General features: G+C 63.7%; 21 protein-coding genes. 14 read left to right on the forward strand and 7 right to left on the reverse strand.

What is annotated here, in order from left to right:
- The first annotated feature begins 36 nt into the window (after positions 1 to 36).
- Complete coding sequence (locus AC4FWB_RS04200) at positions 37 to 1,149, forward strand: pyridoxal phosphate-dependent aminotransferase (RefSeq protein ID WP_491024514.1); 1,113 nt, start codon at positions 37 to 39, stop codon at positions 1,147 to 1,149.
- A 42-nt stretch (positions 1,150 to 1,191) separates the two neighbouring features.
- On the opposite strand, the gene AC4FWB_RS04205 is transcribed toward AC4FWB_RS04200, so the two are convergent.
- Complete coding sequence (locus tag AC4FWB_RS04205; RefSeq protein WP_491024516.1) at positions 1,192 to 1,680, reverse strand: MarR family winged helix-turn-helix transcriptional regulator; 489 nt, start codon at positions 1,678 to 1,680, stop codon at positions 1,192 to 1,194.
- A 154-nt stretch (positions 1,681 to 1,834) separates the two neighbouring features.
- Between AC4FWB_RS04205 and AC4FWB_RS04210 the strand changes: the two genes are divergently transcribed.
- From AC4FWB_RS04210 to AC4FWB_RS04220, 3 genes are all read left to right on the forward strand, one after another.
- A complete protein-coding gene (locus AC4FWB_RS04210) occupies positions 1,835 to 2,116 on the forward strand; it encodes an acylphosphatase (RefSeq protein WP_491024518.1) in 282 nt (93 codons plus the stop codon).
- A 432-nt stretch (positions 2,117 to 2,548) separates the two neighbouring features.
- Positions 2,549 to 3,199: a TetR/AcrR family transcriptional regulator gene (locus AC4FWB_RS04215; protein WP_491024519.1), complete on the forward strand. Its 651-nt coding sequence runs from the start codon at positions 2,549 to 2,551 to the stop codon at positions 3,197 to 3,199.
- 66 nt (positions 3,200 to 3,265) lie between these two features.
- Complete coding sequence (locus AC4FWB_RS04220; protein ID WP_491024520.1) at positions 3,266 to 4,429, forward strand: isovaleryl-CoA dehydrogenase; 1,164 nt, start codon at positions 3,266 to 3,268, stop codon at positions 4,427 to 4,429.
- Here the strand turns inward: AC4FWB_RS04220 and AC4FWB_RS04225 are convergent.
- Together AC4FWB_RS04225 and AC4FWB_RS04230 are read right to left on the reverse strand one after the other, a co-directional pair.
- Positions 4,426 to 4,794, reverse strand: a complete 369-nt coding sequence (locus AC4FWB_RS04225) for a type II toxin-antitoxin system HicB family antitoxin (protein ID WP_491024521.1) — start codon at positions 4,792 to 4,794, stop codon at positions 4,426 to 4,428. The genes AC4FWB_RS04220 and AC4FWB_RS04225 overlap by 4 nt on opposite strands.
- Positions 4,791 to 5,045, reverse strand: a complete 255-nt coding sequence (locus AC4FWB_RS04230) for a type II toxin-antitoxin system HicA family toxin (RefSeq protein ID WP_491024522.1) — start codon at positions 5,043 to 5,045, stop codon at positions 4,791 to 4,793. Before AC4FWB_RS04230 ends, AC4FWB_RS04225 begins: the two co-directional genes overlap by 4 nt.
- A gap of 105 nt (positions 5,046 to 5,150) precedes the next feature.
- Here AC4FWB_RS04230 and AC4FWB_RS04235 point away from each other — a divergent pair, with 105 nt between their 5' ends.
- From AC4FWB_RS04235 to AC4FWB_RS04245, 3 genes are all read left to right on the forward strand, one after another.
- Entirely contained in the window at positions 5,151 to 6,758 is a 1,608-nt protein-coding gene (locus tag AC4FWB_RS04235; protein WP_491024523.1) for a carboxyl transferase domain-containing protein, read from the forward strand.
- Positions 6,759 to 6,760: 2 nt separating this feature from the next.
- Positions 6,761 to 7,291 carry an O-acetyl-ADP-ribose deacetylase gene (locus AC4FWB_RS04240; RefSeq protein WP_491024524.1) on the forward strand — a complete coding sequence of 177 codons (531 nt, stop codon included), beginning with the start codon at positions 6,761 to 6,763 and terminating at the stop codon, positions 7,289 to 7,291.
- Positions 7,292 to 7,422: 131 nt separating this feature from the next.
- Complete coding sequence (locus tag AC4FWB_RS04245; protein WP_491024525.1) at positions 7,423 to 9,387, forward strand: acetyl/propionyl/methylcrotonyl-CoA carboxylase subunit alpha; 1,965 nt, start codon at positions 7,423 to 7,425, stop codon at positions 9,385 to 9,387.
- A 50-nt stretch (positions 9,388 to 9,437) separates the two neighbouring features.
- Here the strand turns inward: AC4FWB_RS04245 and AC4FWB_RS04250 are convergent, their stop codons facing one another.
- Both AC4FWB_RS04250 and AC4FWB_RS04255 read right to left on the reverse strand, forming a co-directional pair.
- On the reverse strand, positions 9,438 to 10,559 hold the full coding sequence (locus tag AC4FWB_RS04250) for an ABC transporter substrate-binding protein (RefSeq protein ID WP_491024526.1): 1,122 nt from the start codon (positions 10,557 to 10,559) through the stop codon (positions 9,438 to 9,440).
- 422 nt (positions 10,560 to 10,981) lie between these two features.
- Entirely contained in the window at positions 10,982 to 11,248 is a 267-nt protein-coding gene (locus AC4FWB_RS04255; RefSeq protein ID WP_040972006.1) for an SEL1-like repeat protein, read from the reverse strand.
- A 437-nt stretch (positions 11,249 to 11,685) separates the two neighbouring features.
- On the opposite strand from AC4FWB_RS04255, the gene AC4FWB_RS04260 reads away from it, so the two are divergent.
- The 5 genes from AC4FWB_RS04260 to AC4FWB_RS04280 all read left to right on the forward strand — a co-directional run bounded on the left by AC4FWB_RS04260 (position 11,686) and on the right by AC4FWB_RS04280 (position 15,775).
- On the forward strand, positions 11,686 to 12,027 hold the full coding sequence (locus AC4FWB_RS04260) for a DUF2147 domain-containing protein (protein WP_491024528.1): 342 nt from the start codon (positions 11,686 to 11,688) through the stop codon (positions 12,025 to 12,027).
- A gap of 207 nt (positions 12,028 to 12,234) precedes the next feature.
- Entirely contained in the window at positions 12,235 to 12,387 is a 153-nt protein-coding gene (locus AC4FWB_RS04265; protein ID WP_491024529.1) for a hypothetical protein, read from the forward strand.
- Positions 12,388 to 12,419: 32 nt separating this feature from the next.
- Complete coding sequence (locus AC4FWB_RS04270; RefSeq protein ID WP_491024530.1) at positions 12,420 to 12,614, forward strand: hypothetical protein; 195 nt, start codon at positions 12,420 to 12,422, stop codon at positions 12,612 to 12,614.
- A gap of 342 nt (positions 12,615 to 12,956) precedes the next feature.
- Positions 12,957 to 14,417, forward strand: a complete 1,461-nt coding sequence (locus AC4FWB_RS04275) for an AMP nucleosidase (RefSeq protein WP_491024531.1) — start codon at positions 12,957 to 12,959, stop codon at positions 14,415 to 14,417.
- A gap of 347 nt (positions 14,418 to 14,764) precedes the next feature.
- Positions 14,765 to 15,775 (forward strand): endonuclease/exonuclease/phosphatase family protein, encoded by a 1,011-nt coding sequence (locus AC4FWB_RS04280; RefSeq protein WP_491024844.1) that lies wholly within the window; start codon positions 14,765 to 14,767, stop codon positions 15,773 to 15,775.
- A gap of 208 nt (positions 15,776 to 15,983) precedes the next feature.
- Here the strand turns inward: AC4FWB_RS04280 and AC4FWB_RS04285 are convergent, their stop codons facing one another.
- A complete protein-coding gene (locus AC4FWB_RS04285; RefSeq protein WP_491024532.1) occupies positions 15,984 to 16,577 on the reverse strand; it encodes a DUF922 domain-containing Zn-dependent protease in 594 nt (197 codons plus the stop codon).
- A gap of 108 nt (positions 16,578 to 16,685) precedes the next feature.
- The gene (locus AC4FWB_RS04290; RefSeq protein WP_491024533.1) at positions 16,686 to 18,365 is read right to left on the reverse strand and encodes an electron transfer flavoprotein-ubiquinone oxidoreductase; all 1,680 of its coding nucleotides are present in this window, start codon (positions 18,363 to 18,365) and stop codon (positions 16,686 to 16,688) included.
- 253 nt (positions 18,366 to 18,618) lie between these two features.
- Between AC4FWB_RS04290 and AC4FWB_RS04295 the strand changes: the two genes are divergently transcribed.
- Both AC4FWB_RS04295 and AC4FWB_RS04300 read left to right on the forward strand, forming a co-directional pair.
- Complete coding sequence (locus AC4FWB_RS04295) at positions 18,619 to 19,257, forward strand: hypothetical protein (RefSeq protein WP_491024534.1); 639 nt, start codon at positions 18,619 to 18,621, stop codon at positions 19,255 to 19,257.
- Between the two features lie 239 nt (positions 19,258 to 19,496).
- Positions 19,497 to 20,426, forward strand: coding sequence for a uracil-DNA glycosylase (locus AC4FWB_RS04300; RefSeq protein WP_491024535.1), 930 nt, complete (start codon positions 19,497 to 19,499; stop codon positions 20,424 to 20,426).
- The last annotated feature ends 117 nt before the right edge of the window (positions 20,427 to 20,543 follow it).

The raw sequence follows: 20,543 nt of genomic DNA on the forward strand, positions 1-20,543 counted from the left end.
GCGCTAGCAAGAAGCCCTCTCAACCGAGCCTTTGCCATGCGTCAGCGCCCTCCTCTTACGCCGATCATCGGCGCGCTTCCCACCACGGTGCCGTTCGTCGGGCCGGAGGCGCAGGAGCGCGAGCGGGGCCGGCCTTTCCGTGCCCGCATCGGCGCCAATGAAAGCAGTTTCGGGCCCTCGCCGCGCGTCATTGCCCGCATGGAGAGCGTCGCGCGCGACCAGTGGATGTATTGCGATCCGGACAATTTCGACCTCAAGGTCGCGGCGGCGGCGCATCACGATGTCGACGTGGAAAACGTGGTCGTGGGCGAAGGCATTGACGGCCTGCTCGGCCTTGTCGCGCGCATGTATGTCGCGCCGGGCGACGCGGTGGTGACCTCGCTCGGCGCCTACCCCACCTTCAACTTCCATATCGCCGGCGTCGGCGGCCGGCTGGTGACCGTCCCCTATGCCAATGACAAGGAGGATCTCGAAGGGCTTCTCGCTGCCGTGGCCAGGGAAAAGGCGCCGCTCGTTTATCTCTCCAATCCCGACAATCCGATGGGAAGCTGGTGGGAAGCACCGGACGTCATCCGCTTCATCGAAGCGCTGCCGGAAACCACCATGCTGGTGCTGGACGAGGCCTATGGCGAGCTGGGCCCGGCCTCGGCGCTGCCGCCGATCGATGTTTCGCGGCCGAACGTCGTGCGCATGCGCACCTTCTCCAAGGCCTACGGGCTTGCCGGCATTCGCTGCGGCTACGCGGTGGCGGAACGGGAAGTGATCCGCGATTTCGAGAAAATCCGCAACCATTACGGCGTCAGCCGCATGGCGCAGATCGCCGGCGTCGAGGCGCTGGCCGACCAGGACTATCTGAATTCGGTGGTGGCGCGCGTGGCGGCCGGGCGCCGCCGCATTGCGGCCATCGCCGAGGAAAACGGCCTGAAGCCGCTGCCGTCCGCGACCAATTTCGTCACCATAGACTGCGGTCGCGATGGGGCTTTCGCGCTGAAGGTGATGCAGGCGCTGCTCTCGCGCGACGTTTTCATCCGCAAGCCGATGGCACCTGGACTCGACCGCTGCATCCGGGTCAGCGTCGGCCTCGACCACGAGCTCGACATTTTTGCCGAGGAACTGCCCGGCGCGCTGGCGGCGGCGCGGGGGAACTGACCGGGGCCGACGTCTGCTTCTCGGGAAGCATTATCGGCAATTTCACTTTCTTGCGGTCTCCAGCAGGCGCGTCACGCGGTTCAGCGCGTCAGAAAGTTCCATGGCTTGCCTGTCCTCGAGTTTGACGATCAGGCGGGCAAGGTCGCGGTTCGTCGCCGCCTCGAGATCGGCGAGCGCCGCCTTGCCCCGCATGGTCAGCGAAAGAACGTTCAGCCCGTTCTCCGGGCCAGTGCGCATTTCAGCCAGCCCCATGGCGGTGAATTTCCGAAGCACCCTGATGAGATAGGCGGGGGCGAGGCGCAGTTCGCCGGCCAATTCGGACGCGATCGGCGCAAGATCGAGATCAAACATGCGCGCCAGGAAGCCGGCCTCACCGCTGGCAGGTCGGGGCCTGCGGCCAAGTTCGAACAGCACGCGGGCCTCGGTCAGTGTGTAAGGGCTCTGTATCAAGGTCTCATCGAGCAGTCCGACAAGGCCGGTATAGAATCGGTTGAAGCGGCGGATCTCATCGACCAGGGTTTGGTGCGGCATGCAGACCTCCTTCCAGAGACATTGCACCCCGATGATTTCCTCATCAGTTGACTGAGTCAATTATTTATTTGACCGCGTCGTCTAACTCTCAGCGCCCGTTGCATTTGATCTATGCTGCTCCAGATTGATGAAGGGGGAGATTCTGGAGCGGACGATGCAGGGTGTGCAAAGAGCCGTTCGGGTGCGCGTTTCCGGCACGGTGCAAGGTGTAAGCTACCGCTTCTGGACACGCGGCGAGGCCATTCGCCTTGGCGTCACGGGCTGGGTGCGCAATGAGCGCGACGGTTCGGTCACGGCGTTCATCGCCGGCGCCGATGCCGCGGTTGCCACCATGATCGATCGCCTTTGGCAAGGCCCGCGGGGCGCGCTCGTCTCGAAGGTTGAGATCGAGGAAGCCTCCGGCGACGCGCCTGCCGACTTCAGGATCATCGCCTAGGCCAGGTATCTCCCCCCCTCGCGGCAGGGCAATCGCATTTGGCGCTCCCCCTCTCCGTCTCGGCTTCGCCGAGCCACCTCTCCCCCGCCTTTGGCGGGGGCGAGGAACCCAAGCCCTCCAAGGCGCGACCTCGGTGATTAGCGTTTCCTCGCCCCCATGAAATGGGGGAGAGGTGTCCGCGTAGCGGTCGGAAAGGGGGCCAGCGCTGCCATATGCGATTGCCCTGCCCTCGCGGGAGATGGCCGACAGGCCAGAGGGGGTCGTCTCACGTAGATCTCCTGCATTGTCTCTTGTCGCGAAGGGCGCCGGTGCTTCAAGCAAGGCGCCCTCCCTCTGTCGCCTCCGGCGACACCTCCCTCGAGAGGAGAGATAGACGGCACTTGAATTAATTGAACGTTCGTTTTATTAATACCTCCGTCGATCGAGGCACGTATGGCACGCACCACAGGCTCCGACGGAGAAAAGACCGAGGCGGCTGTCCGCGAGGCGGCGGTCAGCCTGATCGCGCGTCTCGGTTACGAGGCGATGTCGATGCGCCAGCTGGGGGCGGAAGTCGGCGTGCAGGCCGCAGCGCTCTACCGCTATTTCCCGACCAAGGAGGATTTGCTGTTCACGCTGATGCGCGAGCATATGGAAGGCCTGCTGGAAGCCTGGGATACGGCACGCCCGGGAACGGTCGATCCGGCCGCGCGGCTCGCCTCCTATGTCGAGAACCACATCGCCTTCCATATCGAGCGGCGCCATGCCACCCATGTCTCGAACATGGAATTGCGCAGCCTCTCGCATGAGCGGCTGACGCAGATCCTCAAGCTGCGCACGGCCTATGAGAAGGAATTGCGCGCGATCCTGCGCGACGGCGCGGAGACCGGCGTCTTCGAGATCGACGATGTCGGGCTCACCGCCATGGCGCTGATCCAGATGATGACCGGTGTCATCGTCTGGTTCCGGCCGGGAGAGCGGCTGTCGATCGCCGAGGTCACCACGACATATCTTTCAATGACAATGCGGCTCGTCGGCGCGAAAATCGACGCCTACAGCGCCGTGCGTCCATTCGAACGCGCAAAGGACGCTGCGGCACTTTGAATTTTGCGCATGATCCTTTCCGAAAATCGAAGTTGATTTTCCGGGTCATGCGCAGGGAGGAACGTCATGTACACGAATACGCTGAACTTCGGGCTTGACGCCGACGTCGAGGCGCTGCGCGATACCGTGCGGCGCTTCGCCCAGGACAGGATCGCGCCGATCGCGGCCGAGATCGACCGTTCCAACGAATTCCCGGCGCATCTGTGGGCCGAGCTCGGCGCGCTCGGCCTGCTCGGCATCACCGCCGATCCGGATTTCGGCGGCAGCGGCATGGGCTATCTCGCGCATGTCGTGGCGATGGAGGAGATTTCGCGCGCGTCGGCCTCGGTCGGCCTGTCCTACGGCGCGCATTCCAATCTCTGCGTCAACCAGATCAACCGCTGGGCAACATCGGCGCAGAAGGAAAAATACCTGCCGCCGCTCTGCAGCGGCGAGAAGGTCGGGGCGCTGGCGATGTCGGAGCCTGGCGCCGGCTCGGACGTCGTGTCGCTTCGGTTGCGCGCCGAAAAGCGCTACGACCGCTATGTGCTCAACGGCTCGAAAATGTGGATCACCAACGGCCCTGACGCGGAGACATTGGTGGTCTACGCCAAGACCGACCCGGAGCGCCATTCGCGCGGCATCACCGCCTTCATCATCGAGAAGGTCTTTGCCGGCTTTTCAGTGGCGCAGAAACTCGACAAGCTCGGCATGCGCGGCTCCAACACCGGCGAGCTCGTCTTCGAGAATGTGGAAGTGCCGTTCGAAAATGTGCTGCACGAGGAAGGACGCGGCGTCGAGGTGCTGATGTCGGGCCTCGACTATGAGCGCGCCGTGCTCTCCGGCGGGCCGATCGGGCTGATGGCGGCCTGCCTGGACGTCGCCGTCCCTTACGTGCATGAGCGCAAGCAATTCGGCCAGCCGATCGGCAGCTTCCAGCTGGTGCAGGGCAAACTCGCCGACATGTATACGACGATGAATGCCGCCCGAGCCTATGTCTATGCGGTGGCCGCCGCCTGCGACCGCGGCGAGACCACACGCAAGGATGCAGCCGGCTGCGTGCTGTTTGCCGCTGAAAAGGCGACGCAGATAGCGCTCGACGCCATCCAGCTGCTCGGCGGCAACGGCTACATCAACGACTACCCGACGGGACGGCTGCTGCGCGACGCCAAGCTCTATGAGATCGGCGCCGGCACCAGCGAAATCCGCCGCTGGCTGATCGGGCGGGAAATCATGGCGGAGGGGGTCTAGTGCGCTCGGCTCGTCACTTTCGTCGAGCCTTCGTCGACCCGCTTACGGGCCGCCTCGGCGAGCGTGTCCGACACCCATTGATTAATGGATTTGCCGTCGCTGGAGGCCGCCCGGCTGACAAGACGATGGACTTCCGGCGTGGTGCGCAGAGCGAGTTTGCCAGAAAAAGGCTTTTCTGGCTCCTTGTTCTGTTCGGCGCAAAATTCGAGGTAGTCGTCAACGCATTCATGAAAAGCCTTCAGCAATTCTTCCGCCGAGCCGGCTTCATATGTGAAGATGTCGCGAATACCCACGATACGACCGTGAAACACCACATCGTTTTCATCGAACTCGATCGTTCCCAGATATCCCTTGTAGGGCTTCATAGCTCAACACCTGAATCTATTAGGAAGGTCCTGATCTCTCGGATCACATATGCTTTCGTATCCGGCGATGGATGCGGTCGATGCACCCGAAGCGTTATCCCGTTCAATGTGAAGCGGACACGCGATCCGCGTCCTTCCGACACTCGCGCGCCGAGCGCAACCAGCAAAGCCTCAACATCTCGCCATTTGATCGAAGCGCTGACCGGATTCACAAATATCTTGTCCAGCGTCTGCCGGTGCGCTGTCTTCATGACTTTTCGCCCTCCCCAAATCGAATACCTTGGTAGTCGGCTCCTCTCGGGATAGGGCGAGAGCCCAAAGTGATAGTAAAATATGATATCATCTGAGGTTCGTCAATGCCCCCCCTCACCTCTCAAATCTCCCCCTCCTCCGACGCCTTCCGCGCCAACGCCGAGCGCATGCGGGCGCTGGTCGCCGACATCGCGGAGAAGGCGGCAAGCGCTGAGCGCGGCGGCTCGGACGAGGCGCGCGAGCGCCACCAGGGCCGCGGCAAGCTTTTGCCGCGCGAGCGGCTGGCGCAACTGCTCGACACCGGCTCGCCCTTCCTCGAGGTCGGCCAGTTCGCGGCGTGGTCGATGTATGGCGAGGACATTCCAGCCGCAGGCATCATCACTGGCATCGGACGTGTCGAAGGCACCGAAGTGATGGTCGTCGTCAACGACGCCACGGTGAAGGGCGGCACCTATTATCCGCTGACGGTGAAGAAGCACCTTCGCGCGCAGGAGATCGCGCTGCAGAACAACCTGCCTTGCGTCTATCTCGTCGACAGCGGCGGCGCCAACCTGCCCAACCAGGACGAGGTCTTTCCCGACCGCGAGCATTTCGGCCGCATCTTCTATAATCAGGCCAACATGTCGGCGGCGGGTATTCCCCAGATCGCCTGCGTCATGGGCTCCTGCACGGCGGGCGGCGCCTATGTGCCGGCAATGTCGGACGAGACGATCATGGTGCGCAACCAGGCGACCATTTTTCTCGGCGGCCCGCCGCTGGTGAAGGCCGCCACCGGCGAGGATGTCAGCGCCGAGGAGCTTGGCGGCGCCGACGTCCACACCAGGCTTTCCGGTGTGGCCGATCACTACGCCATGGATGACGAGCATGCCTTGGCGATTTGCCGGCGTATCGTCAGGAATCTCAATCGGACCAAGACCGTGGGCCTCAATCTGCAGAAACCTGTACCACCGCTACACGATCCGAATGAACTCTACGGCATCGTGCCGACGGATTTGCGCCAGCCCTATGACGTGCGCGAAGTGATCGCGCGTCTCGTCGACGGTTCCGAGTTCGACGAATTCAAGCAGAATTACGGCACCACTTTGGTCACCGGCTTTGCCCATCTGCACGGCATGCCGGTCGGCATCATCGGCAACAATGGCGTGCTGTTTTCGGAAAGCGCGCTGAAGGGCGCGCATTTCATCGAGCTCTGCTGCCAGCGCGGCATTCCGCTGATCTTTTTGCAGAACATCACCGGCTTCATGGTCGGGCGAAAATACGAGGCCGGCGGCATTGCCAAGGACGGCGCCAAGCTGGTCACGGCGGTCGCCACGGCACGCGTGCCCAAGCTTACGGTGATCATCGGCGGCTCGTTCGGCGCCGGCAATTACGGCATGTGCGGCCGCGCCTATTCACCCCGTTTCCTGTGGATGTGGCCGAACGCGCGCATCTCGGTGATGGGCGGCGAGCAAGCGGCGACCGTGCTCGCCATGGTCAAGCGCGAAGGCATCGAGCGCAAGGGTGGCGAATGGAGCGCCGAAGAGGAGACAAAATTCAGGAAGCCGATCCTGATGAAATACGAGCATGAGGGCCACCCGCTCTATTCCTCGGCAAGGCTCTGGGACGACGGCATCATCGATCCGGCAAAGACGCGCGAGGTGCTGGCGCTCAGCCTATCGGCCGCGCTCAATGCCGGGGTCGAGGAGACGAAATTCGGCGTGTTCAGGATGTGACGATGAGCACTCTTGGCGACAGGATCCGCGTTCATACCGGCGATATCACCAAGCTCGTCGTCGATGCGATCGTCAATGCCGCCAATTCGTCGCTGCTCGGCGGCGGCGGCGTCGACGGCGCCATCCACCGCGCCGCCGGTCCGGAGCTGGTCGCCGAATGCCGGACGCTGAACGGCTGCAAGACCGGCGACGCCAAGCTGACCAAGGGCTACCGGCTGCCGGCGCGCTACGTCATCCACACGGTCGGGCCAGTCTGGCAAGGCGGCGGCAAGGGCGAGGCTGAGCTGCTTGCCTCCTGCTATCGTCGCTCGCTCGAAATCGCCCGCGACCATGACTGTCGGACGATCGCCTTTCCGGCGATCTCGACCGGCATCTACGGCTATCCGAAGGACGAAGCGACCGGCATTGCCGTCGGCACCGTGAATGCTTTCCTGGTAAAGAATGCCGTGCCGGAAACCATCATCTTTTGCTGCTTCGACGAGCCGATGGCGGAACTATATCGGCGGGCAATTGCCGCCCATGAGGGAGACTAGACTGCATGGACGAGGCGATCCATTTGCGCAGCGAGGTGAGATTTTCGCTCGCTTGGACAGGTTGGCAGGACAGAGGGGGGCGCGAAGGAACGCCAACCTCGCTCGAAGCAAGTTCTGGCTGCGGAGGCTCCATGTTCGGCAAGATCCTGATCGCCAATCGCGGCGAGATTGCCTGCCGCGTCATCCGCACCGCCCGCAAGCTTGGCGTGCGCACCATTGCCGTCTATTCGGATGCCGATGCCCGCGCCCTGCATGTCGAGATGGCCGACGAGGCGGTGCATATCGGCCCCTCGCCCGTTGGCGAAAGCTATCTGCGCGGCGACAAGATCATTGCCGCGGCGCTTGCCACCGGCGCGCAAGCGATCCATCCCGGCTACGGCTTCCTGTCGGAAAATCCTGACTTCGTCGACCAGGTGACGGGTGCCGGTCTCGTCTTCATCGGGCCGTCCGCCGCTTCGATCCGCGCCATGGGGTTGAAGGACGCCGCCAAGCGGCTGATGGAAAAGGCCGGCGTGCCGGTGGTGCCCGGCTATCACGGCGAGGCGCAGGAAATCGTGCTGCTCGCCTCCAAGGCGCGCGAGATCGGCTACCCCGTTCTGATCAAGGCGCGCGCCGGCGGCGGCGGCAAGGGCATGCGGCGCGTCGACCATCCAGACGATTTTTCCGAGGCGCTATCGAGCGCGCGGCGCGAGGCCAAGGCCGCCTTTGGCGACGACCGCGTGCTGGTGGAAAAATATGTCGACAAGCCGCGGCATATCGAAGTGCAGGTGTTCGGCGACAATTTCGGCAATGCCGTGCATCTTTACGAACGCGACTGCTCGGCGCAGCGCCGCCATCAGAAAGTGATCGAGGAGGCGCCCGCTCCCGGTATGACGCCGGCGCTGCGCAAAGCGATGGCGGAAGCCGCGGTGAAGGCAGCCAAGGCGATCAATTATTCGGGCGCCGGCACGATCGAATTCATCGTCGATGCGTCCGAGGGCCTGAAGGCCGACCGCTTCTGGTTCATGGAGATGAACACGCGGCTGCAGGTCGAGCATCCCGTCACCGAGATGGTCACCGGCGTCGATCTGGTCGAGTGGCAGTTGCGTGTCGCGTCCGGCGAGAAACTGCCGAAGGCGCAGGCCGAGATCGCGCTTGCCGGCCACGCCTTCGAGGCGCGCATCTATGCCGAGGACGCATCGAAAGGATTTTTGCCGGCGACCGGCACGCTGCATCATCTCCAATTCCCCGACGCACCGCCCGAGGGCGCCGCCATGCGCATCGAAACCGGCGTGCGGGCAGGCGATGCGATCTCGCCCTTCTACGATCCGATGATCGCCAAGCTGGTGGTGCACGCCAAGGACAGGACCATGGCGCTTGGCGCACTGCGCAAGGCGCTGGCCCGGACGGAAGTTGCCGGATCGACGGTCAACACAGCCTTCCTTGCGGCACTCGCCGCCGACGCCGATTTCGCGGCGGGCGATGTCGACACCGCCCTGATCGGCAGGCATCAGGAGGCTCTGGTTGCGATACCGGCGCCAAGCGATGAGGCAATCGCCGCGGCGGCGCTGGCGGCGACCGACGCGGGCGCGCCGGGTCCTGCCGCCGATCCGTGGTCCTCGCTCGCGGGTTATGCGCATTTCCACACGCTGGCGCGCCGCGTCCGCCTGCGTTTCGGCGAGGAGAACATACTGGCACGGGTCTCGGCGCGGCCTGACGGTCGCTTCCAGGTGGCGCTGGAAGCGCCGCATGACGCGATCAACGCGCACGATCTCAGGACCTTGCCGCGCACCGCCCGCTGGCCCGGCCACGTCACCGTGTTCGAAGGCGCTGTCGGCTATACTTTCGCGACGCCGGATCCGCTCGCCAAGGCGGATGAGGCCGCGGCTGCCTCGGGGAGCCTGCGCGCCCCGATGCCGGGACTGGTCAAGCTGGTGCGCGCGGCAGTAGGCGACCCAGTCATCAAGGGCCAACCGCTTTTGATCCTCGAGGCGATGAAGATGGAGCACACCATCGCCGCGCCGCATGACGGGGTGGTCGCCGAGATCGCCGCCGAAGGCTCGCAGGTGAGCGACGGCACGGTGCTGGTGCGCTTTGTCGAGGACGGCCAGGGTTAAACGAAATGGCCGGGCAAGCCCGGCCATTTCTACCTGTCTGACAGAACCGATTACGGCTTGATCGGCGCGTATTTGCCGTCGTGCCACTGGTTGATGTCGTAGCTGGCGTTCTTCAGGTCGCCCTTCTCGTCGAAGATGACGTCGCCGACGACGGTGCTGATCGGCTTGCCGTCCTTCAGCGCCTCGGCAACCTTGCCCGGATCGTCGGTGCCGGCGCGCTTGATGCCTTCGGCCACCGCCTGGATCACGGCATAGGAGAACAGCGTGAAGCCTTCCGGGGTGAAGCCGCCGGCCTTGATCTTGGCCACGGCGTCCTTCGCCTCCGGCTTCGCCTGCGGGTCCGACGGGAAGACGAACATGGTGCCTTCACCGGCCGGACCGGAGACCTGCCAGAATTCCGGCGTGGCGATCGAGTCCGGCATGATCAGCTGGAACTTGACGTTCTGCTCGGCAGCCTGGCGCAGGATGAGGCCGGCCTCGGGGTGATAGCCGCCGAAATAGACGACATCGGCCTTGAGCGCCTTGAGCTTGGTTACCAACGCCGAATAGTCCTTCTCGCCGGCGTTGATGCCTTCATAGTCGACTTCTTTCAGACCACCAGCGTTCATCGTCGCCTTGACCACATCGGCAACGCCCTGACCGTAGGCGCTCTTGTCGTGCAGGACGACGACGTTCTTGCCGGCATATTTCTTGGCGATCCACGGACCGATGAAGGCGCCCTGCGCGTCGTCACGCGTGTAGAGGCGCATGATTGTCGGCCAGCCGGACTTCGCCGCGGCGTCGGTCAGCACCGGGTTGGACGAGGCCGGGCTCATCATCAGCGTGCCGGATTCGGCGTAGACGGCGGAAGCCGGAATGCTCGAACCCGAGCAGGCATGGCCGTCGACGAACTTGACGCCGTTGGCGACGATGCGGTTGGCGACCGACACCGCCTGCTTCGGGTCGCACTGGTCGTCTTCGATGTCGAGCTTGATCTTGGAGCCGTTGACGCCGCCCGCCGCGTTGATGGCGTCGGCGGCGGCCTGCGCGCCCTGCTTGAACTGGTCGCCGATGGTGGCGAGCTGACCGGTCATCGGGCCGACCACCGAAATGGTGATGTCGTCGGCGAAGGCAACCGATGCGCTCATCATCAGGCCCAATGCGGCCGCGCTCAAAATACCCAATCTTTTCATGACAATAAGACTCCTCCACTTGCGCGCGGCCGCCCGGCCGCGCTTGTTCCTGAGAGCCGGGACAATTCCACCCTTCGCCGGAACTGTCGAGAGGACAATACATACCGCTTTGGTTCATTTCGGCGAGCATTTCTTGGGCCAAGCACGCTGGGAAATATGCAAATGCAAAAGCCGCGCCGGCCTTGTCCCGGCCGGTCGCGGCTTTTGCAGTCGAGCTTCCCCGGCGCCCCGCGCGCCTGAACCCGCTCGCTTCCCTGTTCTTTGTTGGACCACGATCTTTTCTGAAAACCGGATTCCACTTTTCAGGATCGTGGTCTGGCGCGCAGCTGGGCATGTCCGCCTGCCGCGTTCTTGGTCTTGTTAGCTGGCCGTCTTATCGCGGCCTTGTCCCCCGAAGACTTTCGAGCGCCTGGCACGCAAGATCAGTGCATCGTCATCCATTCGCGCGCTTCGCGCAGCGCCTTGGCGATGTCAGCCTTCGACATCGTGGCGGAGAGTTCCGAGCGCAGCTCCGCGGCGCGGGCCGAACCCTTGATCGCGGCGATGTTGAACCATTTGTGGGCGGCAACGACGTCGGTCTCGCAATCGCGGCCGGTCGCATACATCATGCCCAGCTCGAAAAGAATGTCGGCCTGGGCAGTTGCCCCCATGGCGCCGAAGCCGGCTTCAAGCATTTCAAAACGTGCCATTTCAATCCCCTGTCTGCTCCCGAGAGCTGCCTCCTTCTGTCCCTTGATTTCCCTCGGGGCGGGCCGCTCTTTCGATGCTTTCGAGGATGACGGCTCGCCTTGAATCCGTCGTTAAATGGCTTGCTTAATTTGAAGAAAACAAAGCTAAAACAAGAGGTAAACGCGAAAAACTGTTAAGCATAGCAACCCAGCAATTCAGCCGATTTGCGCAAAATTCGACGAAAATTTCGAGACGCGAAATCAAGACTTCGCTAACCACGGAAACCGAAGCTCTTTTCTCCATCCGTTCATTTTCAGTGAGCCGCGCCGCCAAAATCCTTGCAACCTTCCGCGAAGGCACCGCTTTCGTTTTGGCGGCGGCTGGATTAGCTTACGTTTGCGTAAGGGACGGAGAGGCGGAGCGAGCCCCGCCGGAACCTGTAGGGAGGAGGACAGACATGTTTCGAAAAGTGAGCCTGGCCCTGGCGGCCACCATGATGATGGCGGGCGCCGCATGGGCCGACCCGATCGAAGGCAATTGGAAGACACAGGCCGGCTCGACTGCGGCGATCGCCGGCAGCGACTCGTTCTCGATCACGCTGAAGTCCGGCAAATTTGCCGGCAAGACCATCGGCTCATTCAAGGCAGCCGGCGACAACAAGTACACCGGCACTATAACCGACCCGGAAACCGACAAGACCTATTCCGGCAAGGCGACGCTGTCCGGCGCCTCGCTCAAGATGAGCGGCTGCGTGCTGGGCGGGCTGATCTGCAAGAGCCAAACCTGGCACAAGCTCTGATCACTGTTCAAATGACGACGCGAAACGGGGCCCGCGCGGCCCCGTTTTCTTTTTCGGGCCTGTTCCGAAGGCGCGTCGTCGGGCACGGCAATTCCCGGCTCCTGGCCGGCCAGCACGTATCAATCAATTTGAACGACAGATGAACACCGGTCTCAGAACCGGTTCAGAGGCATTCGGGCATTCTCCTCACCATTGAAGGAGAGAGAAATGCTTGTCCGCCGCTTCACCATCGTCTGCCTGCTGATGAGCCTGTTCGGCATAGTCTTCGCCATCCTGGTGGCTGAAGCCGGCCGTCCGGCCCGCTCATCGGGGATGGCCGACACCTGCCGGCTGGACTGCATGAACCATTTCGACCGCTGAAACGACCAATACTCGAAACGGGAACGACCACCATGAACCGCATCGCCGCCACCACCCTCAAGACGCTTCGGCTCCTGCCGCGGGCGGTGCTTATCCTGATGCTGCTTGCCGCCCCGGTGCTGGCCGTGCCGATGATGCGCGCCGACACAGGCTCCATCATCGAGGCGCCGACGCCGAAGAAGGCAGGCATCGGCTTTGTGTTGCTGGTCAGCCTGCAGCGCGGTTGAGGTGTGTTGAGATTCAGGTGAGGCCGGTCTGCAAATGGCGGCTCCCTGCGCTTCCGGCCTTCGCCGGCCGAAGCACTCATGAGTGGCGTGGCAGTTAAAATAAAGGCTACGGCCGGCACAGGCCGGTGCTCACGTACAGAAAGTACGCTCCGCTCCGGTTCTCGGAAGCCACCATTTTCGACGCGACCTGACCTGAATCTCAACACACCTTGAAAACACGATCGAAGAAATTTCGCCGCAGGGCAAGCTTCGCGCCCGCCTCCCCCTCCCAAGCGCTCCTCCAAATCCCTATATTGGGCCATGGAAAAGCGAATCTATCCCCAAGCCATTGAATCGGTCGTCATGCCGGAGCCTTTCGGCAGGCAGAGCTTCAACGACGCCAAGAAGGCGGTCGCGGCGCTGCAGATGCTCTACGACCGCAACACCAAATTCCTGCGCGATTCCTTCGCCAAGCTCGCCGCCGGCGGCGACGAGAGCAAGCGCTACCGGGCCTTCTATCCGCAGATCGGCGTCACCACGACCTCATTCACCCAGATCGACTCGCGCCAGGCCTACGGCCATATGCCGACGCCCGGGCATTTCGCCACCACGATCACCCAGCCACAGCTGTTCGAGAACTATCTCGTCGAGCAGCTCCGGCTCATCATGCGCAATCACGGCGTGCAGGTGACGGTGTCGGAATCGACGACGCCGATCCCGCTGCATTTCGCCTTCCTGGAAGGCACCTATGTCGACGGCACGGCTGCCGAGCGCATCAAGCGGCCGATCCGCGACCTGTTCGACGTGCCGGACCTCGACGGCACCGATGACCAGATCGCCAACGGCACCTTCGAGGTGGCGTTCGGCGAGCCGAGGCCTCTGGCGCCGTTCACCGCGCAGCGCATCGACTATTCGCTGCACCGCATGACGCATTACACGGCGACCAGCCCGCAGCATTTCCAGAATTTCGTGCTGTTCACCAACTATCAGTTCTACATCGACGAGTTCGTGGCGCGGGCCCGCGACCTGATGGAGAAAGGCGGTGGCGGCTATACCGAATTCGTCGAGCCGGGCAATCTGGTGACAAAGGCCGGGGCCGGCGCAGCGACCGAAGGCACACCGCCGCAACGCCTGCCGCAGATGCCGGCCTACCACCTGAAGAAGCCGGGCCATGGCGGCATCACCATGGTCAATATCGGCATCGGCCCGTCCAACGCCAAGACCATCACCGACCATATCGCAGTGCTTCGGCCGCATGCCTGGGTGATGCTCGGCCACTGCGCCGGGCTGCGCAACACGCAGGCGCTGGGCGACTATGTGCTGGCGCATGCCTATGTGCGCGAGGACCATGTGCTGGACGACGACCTGCCGGTCTGGGTGCCGATCCCACCGCTGGCCGAGATCCAGGTGGCGCTGCAGGAAGCGGTGGCCGAGGTAACCGGGCTTTCGGGTTACGACCTCAAGCGCATCATGCGCACCGGCACCGTCGCCACCATCGACAACCGCAACTGGGAACTGCGCGACCAGCGCGGCCCGGTGCAGCGCCTGTCGCAGTCCCGGGCGATTGCGCTCGACATGGAATCGGCGACGATCGCCGCCAACGGCTTCCGCTTCCGCGTGCCCTACGGCACGCTGCTGTGCGTTTCCGACAAACCGCTGCATGGCGAGCTGAAGCTGCCCGGCATGGCGACCGAGTTCTATAAACGCCAGGTGGCGCAGCACCTCACCATCGGCATCAGGGCGATGGAGAAGCTGGCCGAAATGCCGATGGAGCGGCTGCATTCGCGCAAGCTGAGAAGTTTCTCCGAAACGGCCTTCCAGTAGCCGGCCGGCGCGGCCTCTAATCTCTTTGTCTTGCGCAATTCCGGACGGAAAACCGCTACGCACTTTTCCTGGAATTGCGCTTATGTCGTTGTTGAGCGCAATTCCGGTCGGAAAACCGCTGCACACTTTTCCTGGAATTGCCCTTTTGTTTGTCGCAATTCCGGACGGAAAACCGCTACGCACTTTTCCTGGAATTGCTTTAACGAGGCAATTCGTCGTCTTGCTCGGGCCGCAATTTGGCCGATAAGCAGGCAGAGCAAGATGAAGTCTTATCTTGCTCCAAACAGATTGCCGGCGGCATTCGGCAGACCACGACCGGGATGACAACAGGCGGCGCGCGCTCGAACATGATGGCTGGGGTGGCATTCCTGGCGATGATGGCACTCTCGGCCGCGCTGCTGGCCGGGTTCTTCGGCGCGCTGCATCCGGCGCTCGATTCCTTCTCGCATTTCCGCATTCATCTCAGCGTGCTTACGGCGCTGCTGGCGCTGTCGCTGCTTGGAAGCTCCTACCGGCTGCAGGCGGCAGCGGTGCTGCTCTTTGCCATCGCCAGCTTCGCCACGACGGTAAGCGCGCTGCCCAGGCTGTGGCCGCAACAGGCGGTCGCCAGGCCCGCCGACCGGATCGTCTACAGCCTGCTGCAGATGAATTTGCGCTTCGACAATCCGACGCCGAAAAAGGTGCTGTCGCTGATCGGCCGGACCAATCCTGACGTAATCACCCTCGACGAGGTGTCGGGGATGTGGACGACCGAGCTTGGCTACATTACCGGCGCCTATCCGTACCGCATCCTTTGCCCCTATCCCAACGGCGTATTCGGCGTCGCGCTGCTCTCGCGCCGGCCCTTTGCCGCCGGCACAGCGCCGCATTGCGAGCCGCGCGGCGCGATGGCGACCGCGACCATCGATTTCGGCGGCACCAGCGTCGATGTCGCCGCGATCCATCTGAGCTGGCCCTGGCCACGCGAGCAGTACTGGCAGATCGGCGAGCTGGCGGAACCGCTTGCCGCGCTCGGCGAGACCGCGATCATGGCCGGCGACTGCAACGCCGTGCCGTGGAGCGCGGCGGTGCGTCGGGTGGCGCAGCTCAGCAGTACGACGCTGATGCCGTCGGTCGGGCCGACCTGGATGCATCGGAAGCTGCCCGACGTCCTGCGGCGCTACGCCGGGCTGCCGATCGACCAGGTGTTCAGCAAGGGCGGGTTGACGGTCCATTCGGCAACGCGGCTGGAGGACACCGGCTCGGACCATCTGCCGGTGCTGGTCGAGTTCTCGCTACGGCCCGACGACAGAGGACCCGAGGACGAGCACGAGACGGCGCTGGCTTCCCTCATGCGGCGCGGTAAGACGCCGGGTTGACGTAGCGATCCTTCGCGCCCCCCTCTGCCCTGCCGGACATCTCCCCCACTTGGGGGGAGATTGGCAGTTCCGCGGGCGGCGTTCTTTCCGGCAACGTAGACGATTGGCGAAAATGGTGGCGACAGTCGATCTCCCCCTTTTGGGGGAGATGTCCGGCAGGACAGAGGGGGCGCTGTCCCGCCAGCATCAACAGTTCTGCATCGTGCCGCTAAGGCTTCATCAGAGCCGCGATCAGATGCTCGACATGGCCGCCGTCGCGGTGCTCGCTGGCATCGAAAGCGTTCTGCCTGGCTTCGTATTCGGCATAGGTGGCCTGGATGCGTTGGCGCGCCTCGCGGCGCGTCTTGTAGCAATAGGGGTCGTCGGCAACCCTGAGGCCGACAATCGATCGCTCGGTGGCGCGCATCATTTGCCTGGCGATGCGGCCATGGGTTTCCTCATGGGCGCGCACGCCGGTGAAGAAGCGGTTCCAGCGCTTCTTCAGCGCAGGCGTCGCCGGCGAAGCGACGCGCGGAAAGGTGTAGAAGAGATTGAGCGTGCCATTTGCCTGCTTGAGCCGGCATGAGCCTTTGTCCTGGATGACGCCGAGCTCCCAGTCGACCGTGTAGGCGGTCTGGGCGATCGCATGCGTCATGAAGCCGTGCTTGGGGCCTCTGCCGTCCATGGCCGCGATCAGCGCGGCGCCGGAATTGCCCGCAATGTCATAGCTGCGCGTCTGGACCAGCACCCTGGTGCCGGCCGAAGCCTGCGGCGCACTCAGGGCACCGATGGCGACAAGGCATGCCAAAACCGCCAAGCGCATGACCGTCTCTCCCCTATCCTCGCGGAAAGAAAACACAAGCAAGCGGTGGTTTCAACGGCCTTGGGGTTGCGCTGGCGCAACCTATTTCGCACCGGGCGCAGCCCTCATCTACATGCCCTGATAGACCGGCCCTTCGCCGCCTTGTGGCGGCACCCAGTTGATGTTGCGGTTCGGGTCCTTGATGTCGCAGGTCTTGCAGTGGACGCAGTTCTGCGCGTTGATGACGAAGCGCACATCCTTGGCCGAGGGGTCGGCGGCGGCGTTGCCGTCCTTGTCGACCCATTCATAGACGCCGGCCGGGCAGTAGCGGGTCGACGGTCCGGCGAAAACGTCGTGCTCGGAACGCTGCTGCAGCGCCATGTCGCCGACGATGAGATGCACCGGTTCGTTTTCCTCGTGGTTGGTGTTGGACAAAAACACCGAGGAGAGCCGGTCGAAGGTCAGCACCCCATCCGGCTTCGGATAGGCGATCTTCTGATGCTTGGACGCCGGCTCGAGCGTGGCGTAATCGGCCTTGCCGTGCTTCAGCGTGCCGAAGGGCGAGAAGCCGAACAGCGTGTTCAGCCACATGTCGAGACCGCCGATGCCGACGCCGACGATGGTGCCGAAGCGCGACCACAACGGCTTGACGTTGCGCACCTTCTTCAGGTCCTTGCCGATGTCGCTGCCGCGCCAAGCCTCCTCATAGGAGGTCAACTCGTCATTGGCGCGGCCAGCGCCGATGGCGCCCGCAACGTGCTCAGCCGCCAGCATGCCGGACAGCACCGCGTTGTGCGAGCCCTTGATGCGCGGCACATTGACGAAGCCGGCCGCGCAGCCCATCAGCACGCCGCCCGGGAACGAAAGCTTCGGCACCGACTGCCAGCCGCCCTCGGTGATGGCGCGCGCGCCATAGCCGATCCGCTTGGCGCCCTCGAAAGTGCCTTTGATCGCCGGATGCGTCTTGAAGCGCTGGAACTCCTCGAACGGCGACAAATAAGGGTTCTTGTAGTTGAGGTGGACGACGAAGCCGACCGCCACCTGGTTGTCCTCAAGATGGTAGAGGAAGGAGCCGCCGCCGGTCTTCATGTCGAGCGGCCAGCCGAAGGAGTGCTGCACCAGCCCCGGCTTGTGGTTCTCGGGCTTGACCTGCCAGAGTTCCTTGAGGCCGATGCCGTATTTGCCGGGTTCGCGGCCTTCGGAAAGTTTGTATTTGGCGATCAGCTGCTTGGCTAAAGAGCCGCGCGCGCCTTCGCCGATCAGCACATACTTGCCCATCAGCGCCATTCCCGGCGCATAGGCTGGGCCGTGCGCGCCGTCCTTCTCGACGCCCATGTCGCCGGTGATGACGCCGGTTACGGCGCCCGCCTCGTTGTAGACGAGGCTCGCCGCGGCAAAGCCCGGATAGATCTCGACGCCCAGCGCCTCGGCCTTGGTCGCCAGCCAGCGGCAGACGTTGCCGAGCGAGACGATGTAGTTGCCGTGATTGTTCATCAGCGGCGGCATCAGGAAGTTGGGTAGCCGGAACGAGCCGGCGGGACCAAGCACCAGAAAATGATCGTCGGTGACCGGCGTCTTGAACGGATGGTCCCCCTCCTCGCGCCAGCCCGGCAGAAGACGGTCGACGCCGATCGGATCGACGACGGCACCGGACAGGATATGGGCGCCGACCTCGCCGCCCTTTTCCAGCACGACGACGGAAAGCTCGGGGTTGAGCTGCTTCAGACGGATCGCCGCGGCAAGGCCGGCCGGACCGGCGCCGACGATCACCACGTCGAATTCCATGCTCTCGCGTTCGATCTCGCTCATCTGCCCCTCACTGGCTTGCCATATTCTTGCATTTTGCTGGCTCATGCGCTGCATAGCGCATCAATTCACGACGCGAAACCGGCGCTGACGTGACAACGCCGATTTCGACAAAAAGTCGCGGTTTTCCGGCGATGCGAGCCCGTTCGATCGGGCCAGGCAAAGCATCCAACAGGGCCAGCCGATTGGAAACGGGAGCCGGCGGGCGCATGTTTTTAATTGTTCGACGGCTTGCTTATCGGCAATACTTGGCCCCATGCGCACTCCCAAGCCATCCGGCTTTTCATTGAAGCGCTTACTCTTCACGCCCGGCGTGCTTGGCCGCGCGGTTCTTCCGCTCCTCTTCCTGATCGTTCCGGCGCAAGCCGATCCGCAGAAGGTCTGGGTGACCGGCGCCTACTCCTTTTCCGACGAGCTTGGCGGCTTCCGCATCACCGGTGCTTCCGGAATCGGCACCAAGGACGACCCGCTGGTCATCACCGAGGAGCTGAATTCGGCGACGCCGGTGACGCTGACCATTCGAGCCACCAGGCCGATCGAGGCCTTCGGCAAGGCGGGCGATGTCGCCAATGGCATCATGTACATGCGCATCGACGTGCTGAACAACAGCGCCCTGCCCTGGGTGGAATTCCAGTTCGAGCTGCAGGAAATCCTCGACCAGCCGAGCGTGTTCGGCGACGGCCTGTCCTTCGACCAGCGCAACAAGACGCCGGACAATATCTGGTCGAGCAACTTCGCCGATTTCGACCGCCAGTTCGAACCCTACGACCGGCTGCTGTTCAAGAACGGCAAGGTCGACCCGCTGAAGACGGCGACCTTCGATTTCCTCATCACCGACTACACGCCGCGCTGGACGTTCTATCTGGTGCAGGATCCAAGGATTCCGACGGGGTGAAACAAACGGAAGGCGATTGGCGAAAGCCGCGAAGCGGGTGATCTCCCCCTCGAGGGGGAGATGGCCGGCAGGCCAGATGGGGTCCTCGCGCGTAAAGCGCCAACCCTAACCTGCCGCCCTTGGCGTCGCGTCCAGTCGAGCCGACCCCCTCTGTCGCCTTCGGCGACATCTCCCCCTCAAGGGGGGAGAATGGCGTCGCCGAGGTTGCAAATTGACGCCGCGCGGACAATGGTGGCGCCATGACTACCGCCTCCCCCAACAACCCCATCGATGTCGCCGAGCTGCTGGCCTTCTATGCCAGCGCCGGCGTCGACGAGCCGCTCGAGGACGCGCCCGTCAACCGGTTCGCGGAGGCCCGGCCAAAGCAGACCGAGCGCGCACCGGTACAGGCCGCACCGGTCCGTGAAAGCAGGCCTCCGGAAAGACAGGCATCTCAGCCAAGTCTCGACGCGGGCCGGATACCGGAGCGGCCGGCGCCTCCGCCCGGATTGGATGCAAGCCATGTGCCCGATGCGCCGGCGCGCACGATGCCGGCAACAGCCGCGGTGCCCGACGAGGGACAGGTGCTGCTCGCGCGGCAACTCGCGGCGAGCGCTGCGACGCTCGATGAGTTGCGCCAGCACATGGCGGCCTTCGACGGCTGCAACCTCAAATTCACCGCCAAGAACCTGGTCTTCGCCGACGGCAATCCGAACGCCGACCTGATGCTGGTCGGCGAGGCGCCGGGCCGCGACGAGGACCTCGAAGGCTTGCCCTTCGTCGGCCGTTCCGGCCGTCTGCTCGACCGCATGCTGGCGGCGATCGGCCTCGACCGGAGCTCGGCCTATATCGCCAATGTCATCCCGTGGCGGCCGCCGGGCAACCGCACGCCGACGCCGCACGAGACCGAGATCTGCCGGCCGTTCATCGAGAGGCAGATCGAGCTGGTCAATCCGAAGGTGCTGGTCAATCTCGGCGGGCCGTCGGCCAAGACCCTGCTCAACACCACCGAGGGGATCCTCAGGCTGCGCGGCAACTGGCGTGTGCATACGACCGCGTCGAGCGTCGTCATTCCGGCCATGCCGACGCTGCACCCGGCCTACCTGCTCAGGACGCCGGCGCACAAGAAGCTGGCGTGGCGGGATTTCCTCGAGGTGAAGGCGAAGCTGAGGGGGTTGGCGACTGGCTGATCTCCTCTCTTGTGGGGGAGATGTCGCCGAAGGCGACAGAGGGGGTCGCCTCGCGTCGAGCGCCAGCGCCATTTGGCGTTGAGGCGGTTGAGGCGACCCCCTCTGGCCTGCCGGCCA

It is taken from the genome of Mesorhizobium sp. LEGMi-168a (genome assembly GCF_058312955.1).

What these genes read in the sequence shown, in the direction of transcription:
- AC4FWB_RS04200 (WP_491024514.1), top strand. Translation starts at nt 37, where the DNA reads ATGCGTCAGCGCCCTCCTCTTACGCCGATCATCGGCGCGCTTCCCACC.
- AC4FWB_RS04205 (WP_491024516.1), bottom strand. Translation starts at nt 1,680, where the DNA reads ATGCCGCACCAAACCCTGGTCGATGAGATCCGCCGCTTCAACCGATTC.
- AC4FWB_RS04210 (WP_491024518.1), top strand. Translation starts at nt 1,835, where the DNA reads ATGCAGGGTGTGCAAAGAGCCGTTCGGGTGCGCGTTTCCGGCACGGTG.
- AC4FWB_RS04215 (WP_491024519.1), top strand. Translation starts at nt 2,549, where the DNA reads ATGGCACGCACCACAGGCTCCGACGGAGAAAAGACCGAGGCGGCTGTC.
- AC4FWB_RS04220 (WP_491024520.1), top strand. Translation starts at nt 3,266, where the DNA reads ATGTACACGAATACGCTGAACTTCGGGCTTGACGCCGACGTCGAGGCG.
- AC4FWB_RS04225 (WP_491024521.1), bottom strand. Translation starts at nt 4,794, where the DNA reads ATGAAGCCCTACAAGGGATATCTGGGAACGATCGAGTTCGATGAAAAC.
- AC4FWB_RS04230 (WP_491024522.1), bottom strand. Translation starts at nt 5,045, where the DNA reads ATGAAGACAGCGCACCGGCAGACGCTGGACAAGATATTTGTGAATCCG.
- AC4FWB_RS04235 (WP_491024523.1), top strand. Translation starts at nt 5,151, where the DNA reads ATGCCCCCCCTCACCTCTCAAATCTCCCCCTCCTCCGACGCCTTCCGC.
- AC4FWB_RS04240 (WP_491024524.1), top strand. Translation starts at nt 6,761, where the DNA reads ATGAGCACTCTTGGCGACAGGATCCGCGTTCATACCGGCGATATCACC.
- AC4FWB_RS04245 (WP_491024525.1), top strand. Translation starts at nt 7,423, where the DNA reads ATGTTCGGCAAGATCCTGATCGCCAATCGCGGCGAGATTGCCTGCCGC.
- AC4FWB_RS04250 (WP_491024526.1), bottom strand. Translation starts at nt 10,559, where the DNA reads ATGAAAAGATTGGGTATTTTGAGCGCGGCCGCATTGGGCCTGATGATG.
- AC4FWB_RS04255 (WP_040972006.1), bottom strand. Translation starts at nt 11,248, where the DNA reads ATGGCACGTTTTGAAATGCTTGAAGCCGGCTTCGGCGCCATGGGGGCA.
- AC4FWB_RS04260 (WP_491024528.1), top strand. Translation starts at nt 11,686, where the DNA reads ATGTTTCGAAAAGTGAGCCTGGCCCTGGCGGCCACCATGATGATGGCG.
- AC4FWB_RS04265 (WP_491024529.1), top strand. Translation starts at nt 12,235, where the DNA reads ATGCTTGTCCGCCGCTTCACCATCGTCTGCCTGCTGATGAGCCTGTTC.
- AC4FWB_RS04270 (WP_491024530.1), top strand. Translation starts at nt 12,420, where the DNA reads ATGAACCGCATCGCCGCCACCACCCTCAAGACGCTTCGGCTCCTGCCG.
- AC4FWB_RS04275 (WP_491024531.1), top strand. Translation starts at nt 12,957, where the DNA reads ATGCCGGAGCCTTTCGGCAGGCAGAGCTTCAACGACGCCAAGAAGGCG.
- AC4FWB_RS04280 (WP_491024844.1), top strand. Translation starts at nt 14,765, where the DNA reads ATGATGGCTGGGGTGGCATTCCTGGCGATGATGGCACTCTCGGCCGCG.
- AC4FWB_RS04285 (WP_491024532.1), bottom strand. Translation starts at nt 16,577, where the DNA reads ATGCGCTTGGCGGTTTTGGCATGCCTTGTCGCCATCGGTGCCCTGAGT.
- AC4FWB_RS04290 (WP_491024533.1), bottom strand. Translation starts at nt 18,365, where the DNA reads ATGAGCGAGATCGAACGCGAGAGCATGGAATTCGACGTGGTGATCGTC.
- AC4FWB_RS04295 (WP_491024534.1), top strand. Translation starts at nt 18,619, where the DNA reads ATGCGCACTCCCAAGCCATCCGGCTTTTCATTGAAGCGCTTACTCTTC.
- AC4FWB_RS04300 (WP_491024535.1), top strand. Translation starts at nt 19,497, where the DNA reads ATGACTACCGCCTCCCCCAACAACCCCATCGATGTCGCCGAGCTGCTG.